This is a genomic window from Campylobacter sp. CFSAN093224, from assembly GCF_012897395.1.
GTDB lineage: Bacteria > Campylobacterota > Campylobacteria > Campylobacterales > Campylobacteraceae > Campylobacter_D > Campylobacter_D jejuni.
This window is the reverse complement of the sequence record NZ_CP040607.1, coordinates 994,473-1,008,610: the sequence shown is the minus strand read 5'-3', so window position 1 is coordinate 1,008,610 and position 14,138 is coordinate 994,473. Positions and strand designations below refer to the sequence as shown.

At 31.5% G+C, this 14,138-nt stretch carries 12 protein-coding genes; 10 read left to right on the top strand and 2 right to left on the bottom strand.

All coding sequences use genetic code 11. The features are described 5' to 3' along the window. Nucleotide 1: 1 nt before the first annotated feature. Nucleotides 2-427, bottom strand: a complete 426-nt coding sequence (locus FBF11_RS05200) for a GNAT family N-acetyltransferase (RefSeq protein WP_057096894.1) — start codon at nucleotides 425-427, stop codon at nucleotides 2-4. 11 nt (nucleotides 428-438) lie between these two features. Then, a complete protein-coding gene (locus FBF11_RS05195; protein ID WP_057096895.1) occupies nucleotides 439-1,527 on the bottom strand; it encodes a CinA family protein in 1,089 nt (362 codons plus the stop codon). A gap of 98 nt (nucleotides 1,528-1,625) precedes the next feature. Here FBF11_RS05195 and ileS point away from each other — a divergent pair, with 98 nt between their 5' ends. The 10 genes from ileS to FBF11_RS05145 all read left to right on the top strand — a co-directional run bounded on the left by ileS (nucleotide 1,626) and on the right by FBF11_RS05145 (nucleotide 14,137). After that, nucleotides 1,626-4,379, top strand: coding sequence for an isoleucine--tRNA ligase (ileS, locus tag FBF11_RS05190; protein WP_057096896.1), 2,754 nt, complete (start codon nucleotides 1,626-1,628; stop codon nucleotides 4,377-4,379). Beyond that, nucleotides 4,373-4,483, top strand: a complete 111-nt coding sequence (locus FBF11_RS05185) for a membrane protein (RefSeq protein ID WP_002869114.1) — start codon at nucleotides 4,373-4,375, stop codon at nucleotides 4,481-4,483. Before ileS ends, FBF11_RS05185 begins: the two co-directional genes overlap by 7 nt. Beyond that, on the top strand, nucleotides 4,480-5,841 hold the full coding sequence (gatA, locus tag FBF11_RS05180) for an Asp-tRNA(Asn)/Glu-tRNA(Gln) amidotransferase subunit GatA (RefSeq protein ID WP_052790002.1): 1,362 nt from the start codon (nucleotides 4,480-4,482) through the stop codon (nucleotides 5,839-5,841). The genes FBF11_RS05185 and gatA overlap by 4 nt, the downstream gene beginning before the upstream one ends. Before the next feature lie 9 nt (nucleotides 5,842-5,850). Then, entirely contained in the window at nucleotides 5,851-7,308 is a 1,458-nt protein-coding gene (guaB, locus tag FBF11_RS05175; protein ID WP_002871783.1) for an IMP dehydrogenase, read from the top strand. Further along, entirely contained in the window at nucleotides 7,305-7,478 is a 174-nt protein-coding gene (xseB, locus tag FBF11_RS05170) for an exodeoxyribonuclease VII small subunit (RefSeq protein ID WP_002853034.1), read from the top strand. Before guaB ends, xseB begins: the two co-directional genes overlap by 4 nt. Next, nucleotides 7,471-8,247 (top strand): carbon-nitrogen hydrolase family protein, encoded by a 777-nt coding sequence (locus tag FBF11_RS05165; RefSeq protein ID WP_002853489.1) that lies wholly within the window; start codon nucleotides 7,471-7,473, stop codon nucleotides 8,245-8,247. The genes xseB and FBF11_RS05165 overlap by 8 nt, the downstream gene beginning before the upstream one ends. 11 nt (nucleotides 8,248-8,258) lie before the next feature. Beyond that, nucleotides 8,259-10,232 carry an LTA synthase family protein gene (locus FBF11_RS05160; RefSeq protein WP_057096897.1) on the top strand — a complete coding sequence of 658 codons (1,974 nt, stop codon included), beginning with the start codon at nucleotides 8,259-8,261 and terminating at the stop codon, nucleotides 10,230-10,232. Between the two features lie 63 nt (nucleotides 10,233-10,295). Further along, nucleotides 10,296-11,594 carry a UDP-N-acetylmuramate--L-alanine ligase gene (gene murC, locus FBF11_RS05155; RefSeq protein WP_079744473.1) on the top strand — a complete coding sequence of 433 codons (1,299 nt, stop codon included), beginning with the start codon at nucleotides 10,296-10,298 and terminating at the stop codon, nucleotides 11,592-11,594. Then, nucleotides 11,587-11,937, top strand: a complete 351-nt coding sequence (locus FBF11_RS05150; protein WP_002874053.1) for a hypothetical protein — start codon at nucleotides 11,587-11,589, stop codon at nucleotides 11,935-11,937. The genes murC and FBF11_RS05150 overlap by 8 nt, the downstream gene beginning before the upstream one ends. Then, the gene (locus tag FBF11_RS05145; RefSeq protein WP_079744474.1) at nucleotides 11,927-14,137 is read left to right on the top strand and encodes an endonuclease MutS2; all 2,211 of its coding nucleotides are present in this window, start codon (nucleotides 11,927-11,929) and stop codon (nucleotides 14,135-14,137) included. Before FBF11_RS05150 ends, FBF11_RS05145 begins: the two co-directional genes overlap by 11 nt. Nucleotide 14,138 lies beyond the last annotated feature (1 nt).

The following is a 14,138-nucleotide window of genomic DNA, read 5'->3' as shown; positions in this document are numbered from 1 at the left end:
ATTATAGTTTGATATTTTTCTTAAAAACAAAACCGGATTTTTCAAAACCCATTTTTTGGATATAAAATTCATGAGCTTGTGTTCTAAAAAAACTTGAACTTAGTTCTAATTCTTCATATCCTCGATCTTTTGCCCAAATTTGGATTTTTTTCAAAAAAGCTTGACCTATACCCTTTCCTCTTAAAGTTTCATCTACGACAAAATCACAAATATAAAGACAATGATTATGATAAAGTATATTAAAGGGCATGACTCCACAAGCTGCTTTGTAGCTTCCCTCATTTTCATAGGCAAAAAGTTTATAATGTTGAGTTTGTGTAGCAAGTTGGATTTTGTCTAAAAAATCTTTCAAAGATAGGTTATTTCTTAATTGTTTTATCAAGGGATAAATTTTTTCCAAGTCTTCTTTTAGCTTAATTTCTTTCATTTTTAAATCCCTTAAATTTCAAAAATTTCAGGTTTTAATTTTAGAAGTAAGCAAAAAGTTGCCAAAACAGCTTGTTCTTGCATAAATTCACGATCTCCATCTAAATAAAGCGTTTCTTGGATAAAAGTTCCATCTCTAAACATTGCACCTATATAAATAGTGCCTGATTTTATTTTTCCCTCATCTTTTTCGCCAACTACTCCGCTAATAGCTAAGGCAAAATCAGGATTAGCTGTTTTAAAAATACCTTTTAGCATAAAATAAACACAACGTTCACTGTATTCGCCATTATTTTCTAAGACGCTTTCGCTAATTCCAAGCCATTCGTGTTTGATGCGGTTGGAATAACTTACAATAGAACCTTCAAAAATTTCACTTACACCTGAAATTTTGGTTAAGGTACTTGTACAAAGTCCACCTGTGCAACTTTCAGCAAAAGAAATTTTTAATTTTTTTTCTAAAAGTTTAGAGCTTATAAAATGTATAGGATCTTTACCTAAAAACACCTTTTGTCCAAAAAGATTTTTTACGCTATTTAAAAAACCATCAAGTTTTCCAAAATTAGCGCAAGTGGCCTTAATAAGCACAAGATTATCTAAAAGCTTGGTTGATTTTATACTTATCTCATAAGATTTTGTTAGGGTTTGCAGTAGTAATATAGCGCTTTCATCATCCATGCCAAAAATGCAAAAATATGCAAAATTTAATTTTATATGCCCAAGAAGATTGGGTAATTTTTCGCTTGGATTTATTTTAACGACATTGATTTTTGAATTTGAAAAATTACACACAAAGCTATTTTTACTAAATTCTGCTTTATCTGGAACCAAGGTATCATCTTTTAAGATAAGATTATCATCATTTAAAGTTGCTAAAATTTTAGCAACAGTCGCATAATGCAAAGGGCTTGTAAATAAAGTGATAAAATCATACTGATTTAAGAGATTTTCAAGCAAAAAGGGTAAATCTTTATCGGTTTTATTTTGTATGCGAATTTCGTTAATTTCTTTAAATTTTTCTTCATAAGTTCTATAAATATAATTTTTGAATTTTTCGTTTATAGTAAGCTCATCTCCTATAAGATAAAGCAAATGTTTCATAAATTTTCCTTTTTTTCTTATAATTATAGCTAAAAACAAAGTAGAAATTAAAGCTAATTTGAGTAGAATTTAAGATTATTAAAAATTAGGTGGAAAAAATGGACTACAAAGAAACTCTACTTTTGCCCAGTACTAGTTTTGCTATGCGGGCGAATTTAGCGGAACTTGAACCGCAAAGATTTAAAAAATGGTTTGAGCAAAATTATGCTTATGAAAAAATGAAAGAAAATCGCAAAAATGCGAAAAAAAGTTTTACCTTACACGATGGCCCCCCTTATGCTAACGGACATATCCATATAGGACATGCTTTAAATAAAATTTTAAAAGAAACTATTATCAAAACGCATTATTTTAAAGGTGAGAGTGTGCGTTTTACTCCAGGGTGGGATTGTCATGGTTTACCTATAGAACAACAAGTAGAAGTAAAGCTTGGAGAAAAGAAAAAAAGCTTAAGCAAGAAAGAAATTCGTGAGTTTTGCAGACAACATGCGAGTGAATTTGTAGATATCCAAAGAGAAGAATTTAAAAATTTAGGCATTATTGCGGATTGGGATAAGCCTTATTTGACTATGAAATTTGAGTTTGAAGCAGCGATTTATAGAACTTTATGCGAGATTGCTAAAAAAGGCTTACTTTGTGAGCGTTCTAAACCTGTTTTTTGGAGTTGGGCGGCAAAGTCAGCTTTAGCGGAAGCTGAAGTAGAGTATCAAGATAAAGAAGATTATTCTATCTTTGTGGCTTTTGATTTAGATGTAAAAGCTTGCGAAAAATTAGGCGTTTCAAAAGCAAGCGCAGTGATATGGACAACTACGCCTTGGACTTTGGTGGCTAATCAAGCTATAGCTTTAAATCCTAATGAAAATTATGTGATCACCAAAGAGGGTTTGATTTTTGCAAGTGCTTTACTTAAAAGTATGGTAGAAAAAGGACTTACAAGTGGAGAAATTCAAAAAGAACTAAACGCAAAAGAATTTGAAAAACTTGAAGCTATCAATCCTTTAAATGGAAGAAAATCTGTTTTAATTATGGGCGAGCATGTATTGATGGATGGTGGAAGTGGACTTGTACATACTGCACCAGGACATGGCGAAGATGATTATTATGCTTGTTTGAAATATGGCATTGAGGTTTTAATGCCTGTTGATGATAGCGGATGTTATGATGAAACTTTAAGAGCTAAAAGGCTTTTGCCTTCTCATTTGCTTGAAGAGTTTATAGGTCTTCATATTTTTAAGGCCAATGAAAAAATTTTAGAACTTTTAGGCGAAAAACTTTTACATTCTTCTAAATTTATACACTCTTATCCATTTTGTTGGAGAACGCATAAGCCTGTGATTTATAGAGCTACTAAACAATGGTTTATTTTAATGGATGAACCAAAACTTCAAGGAAAAACTTTAAGAGAGTGTGCAAAAGAACAACTTTTAAAAACAACTTTTTATCCGCAAAGTGGGGTAAAAAGAATAGGTTCTATGGTGGAAAATCGCCCAGATTGGTGTATTTCAAGACAAAGGGACTGGGGAACGCCTATAGCCTTTTTTAGAGATAAAAACACTAAAGAAGTCATTTTTGATGATGAGCTTTTTGACTTTGTAGCGGCTATTTTTGAAAAACACGGCGCTGATGCGTGGTGGGAGTTTGAAATCAAAGATTTAATTCCTACAAATTCAAAATACAACGCTGAAAATTTAGAAAAAGTATATGATATTTTAGATGTTTGGTTTGATAGTGGAAGTACTTTTAATGCGGTTTTAAATAGCGGACTTTATGACGCAGGAGAAAAAAGAGCAAGTATGTATTTAGAAGGAAGCGATCAACATCGGGGTTGGTTTCAAAGCTCTTTGCTTGTAGGTACAGCGATCAATGAAAGTGCACCTTATGAAAGCATTTTAACTCATGGTTTTACCACCGATGAAAAAGGGCAAAAAATGTCTAAATCTAAAGGCAACGTGATCGCTCCTGAATATGTAGCAAAAACCTATGGAGTTGAAATTTTAAGACTTTGGATACTTTTAAGTGATTATTCAAGTGATTTAAAAATTTCAGACAATATCTTAAAACAAGTAGGCGAACAATACCGCAAAATAAGAAACACTATAAGATTTTTACTTGCCAATACCAATGATTTAAAAGATTTAAAAGTTAAAGAATTTAGTTTTATTGATAAATGGATATTAAGCCGTGCAACTAAAGTTTTTAAAGCAAGCAAAGAGGCATTTTTTGCTTATGAATTTGCTAAAGGTTTTAGTTTGCTTTTAAATTTCTTAAGTGCGGATTTAAGTGGGATTTATCTTGATATCAGTAAAGATAGACTTTATTGTGATAGCGAAAATGCCCAAAGAAGAAAATCTGCTCAAGTGGCTATGGCTTTGATAGCAAAAGAGCTTTTAAATTTACTTGCTCCAAATTTAAGCTATAGTGTAGATGAGGCTTTAGAACATGCTAATGTTTTAATCAAAGGCGATGCAAAAGATGTATTTGATCTAAGTTTAACTCAGGATTTTGATTATGATTTTGGTATAGATGATACATTTTTAATGAGTGCTAGAGAGAAATTTTTTGAACAGATTGATATACTTAAAAAAGATAAAATCATTAAATCTACTTTGGAATTAAATTTAAACATCAGTTTTAATAAATTCCCAAATGAGGAATTAGCCGATTGGTTTATGGTAAGTCAAATCAGCAATGAAAATGAAGAAATTTTGGCTGAATTTGAAGTAGAGAATGAGAAATTTAAAATCACCAAAGCTTCACTTTGTAAATGCCCAAGATGTTGGAAACTTCAAAGTAAAGATGAAGAAACACCTTGTTTAAGATGTGAAGAAGTTTTAAAAGGGATTCAATGCTAGAAAATCCTATTCCAAATAGCATTATCATCACAACTATAGCGGTGGTTTTGGCTTTTAGTGCTTTAGCAGTATTTTTGATCAAAAAAACAAAGGAAAATAAATGATAACTTTAAAAGAAGCTTTAAAATACTCCAAAGAAGAACTTGAAAATTTAAAAAAAGAACTCAATGAAAAAGCAAAAAAAGAAAAAAAAATAGGTGCTTATATCGAACAATTTTTAGATAAAGACTTAAGTGTTTCAGGTGAAGGTGTGCCTGTAGCTATAAAAGATAATATCAGCGTAAAGGGCTGGGAGCTTACTAGTGCGAGTAAGATTTTACAAGGTTATATCGCTCCTTATGATGCAAGTGTGATTGTTAATTTAAAAGCTAATGGTTTTTCTCCTTTTGGGCGTTGCAATATGGATGAATTTGCTATGGGAAGTTCAACAGCGAGTTCTTATTATGGCAAAACTTTAAATCCTTTAAATTTTGAGCGTGTGCCAGGTGGTTCAAGTGGTGGAAGTGCTGCTGTGGTAGCGGGTGGCTTGGCTTTGGCAAGTTTGGGTTCTGATACAGGAGGATCTGTACGTCAGCCTGCAGCTTTTTGTGGTTGCGTAGGATTTAAACCGAGTTATGGAAGAGTGAGTCGCTATGGCTTAGCTTCTTATTCTTCAAGTTTGGATCAAATTGGGGTTTTAACGCAAAATGTAGAAGATGCGGCAATTTTATATGATGCGATCGCAGGATATGATAAAATGGATAGCACGAGTGCAAATATCGAGTTTATCAAAACCGCTCCAAATTTAAATGCAAATAAAAAATTAAAAATTGCAGTGATTGAAAATTATGTCAATGATGCAGATAGTGAAGTAAAAAACGCACTTTTAAAAACCATAGATATGTTAAAAGCTAATGGACATGAGATTGTATATAAAAATTTGCTTGATTCTAAGTTTGATATCGCAGCGTATTATATCATCGCAACAGCTGAAGCAAGTGCAAATTTAAGTCGTTATGATGGGGTGCGTTATGGCAAGCGTTCTGAAAATATCCAAAATTTAAAAGAAATGTATGTAAATACACGCAGCGAAGGTTTTGGAGAAGAAGTAAAAAGAAGAATTTTGTTAGGAACTTTTGTTTTAAGCAGTGGATATTATGATGCGTATTATATTAAAGCACAAAAAGCTAGAGCTTTTATTAAGGCAAAATATGAAGAAATTTTGCAAGATTGTGATCTTATTTTTATGCCTGTAACGCCTACAACGGCTTTTAAATTTGATACTCAAAAAAGCCCTATGCAAACTTATTTAGAAGATGTTTATACTATCTCTGTAAATTTAGCAGGACTTGGAGGCATTAGTGTGCCTGTTGCAAAAGATAAAGAAGGGCTTAATATATCAGCACAACTGATTTGCAAAGCTTATGATGAACAAACCTTGTTAGATGGGGCTTTAAGTTTAGAACAAATGATTAAACATTAAGGATGAAAGATGAAAATTGTAAAAAGAGCTTTAACTTTTGAAGATGTATTATTGCGTCCTGGGTATTCTGAAGTTTTACCTAAGGAAGTAAAAATTCACACTAAATTAACAAAAAATATCACTTTAAATATGCCTTTAATCTCTGCGGCTATGGATACAGTTACTGAACACAGGGCTGCTATTATGATGGCAAGACTTGGAGGGCTTGGAGTGATTCATAAAAACATGGATATAGCCTCACAGGTTAGAGAAGTAAAAAGAGTGAAAAAAAGCGAAAGCGGGGTGATTATCGATCCTATTTTTGTAAGTCCTAAGGCAAGTGTTGCGGAAGCTTTAGAAATTATGGCAGAGTATAGAATTTCAGGTGTTCCTGTAGTAGATGAAGATAAGAAACTAATAGGCATACTTACCAATCGTGATTTAAGATTTGAGAGTGATTTTTCAAATTTGGTTGAAAATGTTATGACTAAAATGCCTTTAATCACTGCTCCAAAGGGTTGTACTTTAGATGATGCGGAAAAAATTTTCAGCACCAACAAAGTAGAAAAACTTCCTATAGTTGATGAACAAGGACGCTTGGAAGGACTTATCACTATAAAAGATCTTAAAAAACGCAAAGAATATCCTAATGCCAATAAAGATAATTTTGGAAGATTACGCGTGGGTGCGGCTATAGGAGTAGGGCAAATGGATCGTGTGGATGCTTTAGTTGAAGCTGGCGTTGATGTTGTTGTGCTTGATTCTGCGCATGGACATTCTAAGGGTATTATTGATACGATAAAAGCGATTAAAACTAAATATCCAAATTTAGATCTTATCGCAGGAAATATCGCCACTGCAGCTGCAGCAAAAGCACTTTGCGAAGCAGGGGTAGATGCGGTTAAAGTAGGTATTGGGCCAGGAAGTATTTGTACTACGCGTATTGTTTCAGGTGTGGGTGTGCCTCAAATTTCGGCCATTGATGAGTGCGTGGAAGAAGCAAATAAATTTGGCGTTCCTGTGATAGCTGATGGCGGGATTAAATATTCAGGTGATATCGCAAAAGCTTTAGCTGTAGGTGCGAGTTCTGTTATGATAGGATCGCTTTTAGCTGGAACAGATGAAAGTCCAGGAGAGCTTTTTACTTATCAAGGAAGACAATATAAGTCTTATCGTGGTATGGGCTCACTTGGGGCTATGCAAAAGGGAAGTTCGGATAGATATTTTCAGCAAGGTACTGCTCAAGATAAACTCGTTCCTGAAGGTATAGAAGGGCGTGTTCCTTATGTGGGAAGTATAAGAAGCGTGGTGCATCAACTTTTAGGAGGTTTGCGTTCTTCTATGGGTTATGTTGGGGCTAAAGATATAGAAGATTTTCAAAAAAGAGCCGAATTTGTTGAAATTACCACTGCAGGGCTTAAAGAAAGTCACGTGCATGATGTTACTATCACTCATGAAGCACCAAACTACAAGGTTAATCATCAATGAGTTTTGAAGAAAATTTAAAACACGCTAATGAATCTTTGGAAAAATTAAATAATCAAGAGCTTGCCTTAGATGAAAGTGTAAAAATTTATAAAGAAGGTTTAGAGAGTATCAAAAAAGCAAGACTTGAGCTTGAAAAAGCAAAATTAGAAGTGGAGCAAATCGATGAGTAAAATAGCAGCTTTACAGTTTCCAACTTTAGCTTTAAGTGAATCAAGGCTTGATTATTATCTTAAAGCTTCAAAAGACAATGGAGCAAATTTAGTAGTTTTGGGAGAATATGTGATCAACAGTTTTTTTACAGAACTTTTGCATATGCCAAAAAATATGATAAAAGAACAAAGCGAAGCTAAAAAAGAAAGCTTGATTAAACTTGCTAAAAAATACGAATTAGAAATCATCGCTCCTTATGTTAGTGTTGAAGCTAAAAGTTATAAAAAACTTTGCTTAAAAGTTACTCCAAATGGTGTTAAAAGTTATGAACAGCAAATTTTAATGCCTTATGAACATTGGAATGAAGAAAAATTTTTCAGCAACAAAACTCCATCAGAATTAAAAATTTTTACTTTTAATTATGAAAAATTAAAATGTGCTTTGCTTTTTGGTTTTGAGACACATTTTGATATTTTTTGGCAACAGATTATGGCGAAAAAAATTGATTTGGTTATCGTTCCTAGTGCTTGTACCTTTGAAAGCAAACAAAGATGGGAAGAACTTTTAAAAACAAGAGCTTTTTTAAATTCTACAAGCATTTTAAGAGTAAATCGCATAGGCAAAACAAAAGATGAGTGGAATTTTTACGGCGATACTTTGTTTATCAATGCTTTTGGTGAGATAGAAAGTAAATTAGGTTCTGAAGAAGAAATGCTTATTATAGAGCCTAAAAAAAGTGATGAAGCAAGAAAACTTTGGGGTTTTGATAAAATTCTTAAGAATTTTTAAAGAAGGTGAATATGAGAAAAATTTTACTTCAAATTTTTATTTTTAGTGTATTATTTATAGTAACTTTTACCATTAATCGTATTTTAATGCAAAATTCTTTTATCCCTACTGGTTTAATTAGTGATAAAAATGAAATCTTTTTAATGTATCTTTTAGGTGTTTTTCATGATATAAGATTTTTAAGCGCAGCGTTTTTACCATTCTTGCTTTGTGGTTTTTTAAGTTTAATTTTTTCTAATATAAAAATAAATAATAAATTAGTAATATATAGTAAAAATTTTTATTTCATTTTTTCAAGCATTTATATAATTGTTATTTCTTGTCTTTGTATAGGATTTTCTTATGCAAAATACTATTATTACGAAATTTACAAGACTAAATTTGATATTTTTATGTTTACTCTAAAAGATGATAACGCAAAAACTATTTTAAGTATTATTTATCACGATTATCCAATTTTAAAAATTTTAGCTTTAATGTTGATTTTTGGAGTTTTTGTATTTTTTTTAAATTTGAAAATATTAAATTTAAAGCTAAAACCTGTTAATTTAAGATTATTTCCCTTGATAGCTTTAAATTTAATATTAATTATTGTTTATGTTATAGCCTTAAGGGGTCCATTTAAGCATGTGGCTATAAATGTGCAAAATTATTCTTTTAGCGAATATAGTGTTGTAAATGATACAATGTTAAATCCAATTATGGCATTTTCTTGGGCTTTAAAACAATATAAAGAAGAAGCAGCTTTGAAGGCTATCACACCTTTAAAAGCACAAGAACTTAAAGAAAAACTTTTTGATTATTTGCATCAAAGTCCTATAAATCTAAAAGCTGAAAAGAATCATCCTAGTGTATTTGTTAACTTAATGGAAAGTTTTGGGCTTAATTTGGCTGATTTTGCAAATACAGAACATAATTTTTTGGGTTCGTTAGATAAACATTTTAAGCAAGATTTTTTATTCAAACGTTTTTTGAGTTCTAGTAATGGAACTATACCAAGTTTTGCAAACTTATTTTTTGTAAGTCCATTTTCTAATATTTCCACAAGTAAATTTCAGAAAACTTATTTAGATTTAACACCTATTGCTATTTATAAGAAAGCAGGATATAAGGTGATTTTTGTAAGTGCAGGTAATGGATCTTGGCAAAATATTAAAAATTATCTCAGTATTTTGGGGGTAGATGAGATTATAGATGAAAATATTTTAATGAAAGAGTATAATGGAGCAAAAGATAGCGAAAATGGTTATGGGGTAGCTGATGAGTTTTTATATAAAAAAGTTTATGACTTACTTCAAAAAAATCCACACAACACCCTTATAATTGCTCTTACTATTTCTAATCATCCACCTTATAAAATTCCACAAAATGATTTGCCAAAATTACAAAACATTCCGCAAACTTTGCTTAATATGCTTCCTTATGAAAAAGATAAACAAGATAACATTATCAAAGCTTATACTTATGCAAACAATGAATTTGGAAAATTTCTAGATAAAGTAAAACAAAGTCCATTTAAGAATAGTGTCATTATAGCAGCAACTGGAGATCATAGAGTACGCGAAATGAGTATAGATTTAAATTCCCAAAAAGCTTTTGCTTATAGTGTACCTTTTTATCTTTATATTCCTAAGGATTTGCAAGATAATATTTATTATGATAAAGATCGTGTAGGATCTCATAAAGATATTTTTCCAACTCTTTATGCTTTAAGTTTAAATAATGTCAAGTATTTAAGCGTAGGCGGAAGAAATATGTTAGCAAGACCAAGTGATGAGAAATTAGAATTTGGGATCAACGATGCTGTATGGATTGATAAAAAAGGTATTTATAGTGGCGGTAAAGGGTACTATTTTGAAAGTAATGATACTTTAAAAGATATGAATAAAGCTTTTAATCTTGATGTTTATACTAAAGACTTTGATAAATTTTATAGAGAGTTAAATTTATATCAATTAGCCGAGCGTTTAGGCATTTCAAAATAGGATTTATATTTTCTTTTTAGTAAAAAAGTGCTAAAATTTAGCCTTTAAAGTATAAAGGTTTAAATGATGCAAAATATCCATTTTATCGGCATAGGCGGTATAGGAATTTCCGCTTTAGCAAGATTTTTAAAAGAAAAAGGTTTTAAAATTAGCGGAAGTGATCTTAAAGAGAGTAAAATCACTAAAGAACTAGAAAAAGAAGGGGTTAAGGTCAGTATCCCTCATCATAAAGACAATATTTTAAACAAAGATTTAGTTATTTATTCTGCTGCTATCAAAGAAGAAAATCCTGAATTTAAACACGCTAAAGAATTAGGCATTAAATGCCTTTCACGCAAGGAGGCCTTACCTCTTATCTTAGAAGATAAGCGCGTTTTTGCAGTTGCAGGAGCACATGGAAAAAGCACAACTTCAAGTATTTTGGCTTCTTTGCTTGATGATGCTTCTGTGATCATCGGAGCGATTTTAAAAGAATTTGGTTCAAATATGATTTATAAAGAAAGCCAAAACCTTGTTTTTGAAGCTGATGAGAGCGATAGTTCTTTTTTAAATTCAAATCCTTATTTGGCTATAGTTACTAATGCAGAAGCAGAGCATTTAGATCATTATGGCAATGAAGTTTCAAAACTCCATCATGCTTATACGCAGTTTTTAGATACGGCTAAAATTCGCGTGATTAATGCTGAAGATGAGTTTTTGAAAAATTATAAAAATGAGTCAACCAAGCTTTATCCGAACAAAGATATCAAAAACTGCACCATGCGTATAGAAAATTTCAAACCTTTTACAAGCTTTGAGTTGAAAGATTTAGGTGAATTTAAGGTTTTTGGCATGGGATATCATTTAGCCCTTGATGCGTCTTTGGCGATTTTGGCGGCTTTAAATTTCTTAGATATAGAAACGATAAGAACTAGGCTTAAAAATTATCAAGGTATTAAAAAGCGTTTTGATATTTTACATGCTGATGAAAATTTGGTTTTAATCGATGATTATGGTCATCATCCCACCGAAATAAAAGCGACTTTAAGTGCAGCACAAGAATACGCAAAATTAGGTAGATATAAAAAAATTACAGCCATTTTTGAACCCCACCGCTACACGCGTTTGGCTACAAATTTAAAGGAATTTGCAAAGGCTTTTGAAGGTGTTGATGAGCTTGTAATTTTACCTGTTTATGCTGCAGGAGAAAAGCCTATAGAACTTGATTTAAAAGCGGTTTTTCCTAAGGCTTTATTTGTAGAAGATATCAAAAGAGAGGGTAAATTTTTAGTAGCTTCCAAGGGACAGGTTTTTGAAGAAGGGCTTATTATAGGTTTTGGTGCAGGAGATATCAGTAATAAATTAAGGCAAAAAAATGAGTAGGGTTTTTTTATATCTTTTAATCATCTTAATTTTAGCCTTAATCACTTTTGCTTTGCGTGAAAAATTAGGCAAAAAAACTAAACCTTTTTTTGGTATTTTGCTTGTGATTTTTATTGTTTTAGCAGTATTTTTTGAATTTGAAAACACACAAAAAAGTCATTTAAGAACAGATATTATCGTAGCTTTTAATCAAAATAAAAATATTTTATGTAAAGATATCAATGTTTCTAAGGCGTATTTTAATTATGAATTTGGTACAGGAAGTTTTATTTCAAAGGATAATAATCAAAATTTTAATTCTTTAATCATAGATATTAAAGATTGTAGGTTAAATGATGAATGATACAAAAGAAGAATTGATCTCAAAGCTTGATTTAAACAGCTATTTAGAAGAGTTTAAAGCCCTTTTTGCAAGAGATAAGGAGATTTTTTTGCAAGGAGATTCTAATCTTCATTTTAAACGCATACATGAGCTTTGCGAGGTGGAATTTCCTACTATACCAGAGCTTAGCAATCTTGATAAAGCCTTAGTTCATTTAAGCAAGCAAGGAATTTTACATTTAGATGAAATTTTTGAATTTGTAAAAATTTTTCGTTATTTTGAAAAGTTAAAAAAAATAAAACTAGGAACAAATTTAGACTCTTGGCTACAAAAGATAGAATTTGTTAGCGGGGCTTTGGAGCTTTGTTTGAATTTCGATGAAAAAGGGGAGTTGAAAGAAAGTTTAGATGAAAGACTTGTAAATCTTAATGCCGCTCTAAGATTAAAAAATGAAAGCATAATAGCTGAGTTTAAGAAATTTTGCTATACAAAAGCTTTGATGCCTTATCTTATCGATACACAAATCCATCTTATAAACAATCTTGAAGCCTTGCTTGTAAGAGGCGGGTTTAATCACGCTATTAAAGCAAAAATCATAGGTAGAAGTAGTGGCGGTGGCTTTTATATCGTGCCTTTAAGTGTTGAAAATTTGCAAAATGATATAGAAAAAATCAAAAATCAAAAAGAAGAAATTTATTATGAATACGCTAAAAATTTCTCAGCTTTTTTAGCAAAAAATCTACCTTTTTTAAAATTTATCAATACAGCCTTTGATCTTTTTGACCATTATAGTGCTAGAGTTTTGCTTGCTAAAAAAAGGGATTTTGAATTTATTTTGTGCGATCAAAGTACGGATTTAGTGCTTAAAAATTTCGCCCATCCTGCCTTAAAAAATCCAAAAAGCGTGAGTTTGGAATTTAAAAAACAAGTTTTAATCATCACAGGGGTAAATGCAGGCGGAAAATCCATGCTTTTAAAATCCATGCTAAGCGCAGCATTTTTAGCTAAACATCTTTTGCCTATGCATATAAAAGCAAGTGAAAGTAAAATCGGTACTTTTAAAGAATTTGATGCCATCATAGAAGATCCGCAAAATGTTAAAAACGACATTTCAACTTTTGCAGGAAGAATGTTGCATTTTTCTAGACTTTTTTCTAAGAAAAATTTGCTTTTGGGTATAGATGAAATAGAGCTTGGAACAGATTTTGAAGAAGCGGCTTGTTTGTATAGTGTGTTAATTTCAAAACTCATAGCTAATAATCTTAAAATCATCATCACCACACACCACAAACACCTTGCCATGCTTTTAGCAAAGAATGAGCAAGTTGAACTCATTGCTGCTTTATATGATGAAGAGCTTTCACGCCCAAAATATGAGTTTTTAAAAGGTACTATAGGAAAATCTTATGCCTTTGAAACCGCTTTGCGTTATCAGATTCCGCCGAATTTAGTTAGCGAGGCTAAAAAGCTTTATGGCGAGGATAAAGAAAATTTAGAAGAGCTTGTGGGTAAAAATATCAATCTTGAATTAGAACTAAAAGCTAAGCTTGAAAATGTCGAGAAAAAAGAGCAAAAAGTCGATGAAATTTTACTTTCCTTAAAAGAGCAAAAAGAAAAAAATGAACAAGAATTTCGTACGAGTTTGAGAAATTTAGAATTTAAATTTCACAAAGCCATAGAAGAAGCTAAAAAAACCATACAGCTTAAAGATATAAAAGACAAGCAAAGAAGTCTTAATAAAGCCAATGAACTTAAAAAAGAAATCATCTTGCCAAGTATGGAGCAAAACGAAGAATTGCGTGTGGGGGATTTTGTAAAATATGAAAAAATTAAGGGTAAAATCATAAGCATTTCTAAAAATGATGCTATGGTTGAAAGTGATGGGATCAAACTTCGTGTGCCTTTAAAACTGCTTAAAAAAAGTGGCGCAATGCCAAAAAAAGTAGCAAAAACAAGTATAAGCATAAGCAAACCAAGCAATCTAAGTGTAACTTTGGATTTGCATGGACTTAGGAGTGATGAGGCTATTTCAAGGCTTGATAAATTTATTTCAGATGCTTTGCTTGCAGGATTTGATGAGGTTTTGATCTATCATGGCATAGGCACAGGAAAGCTTGCCTTTGCGGTAAGAGAGTTTTTAAAAACTCACAAAAGTGTCAAAGGCTTTAATGACGCACCGATCAATCAAGGTGGTTTTGGTGCTAAGGTGGTGAGATTATAAG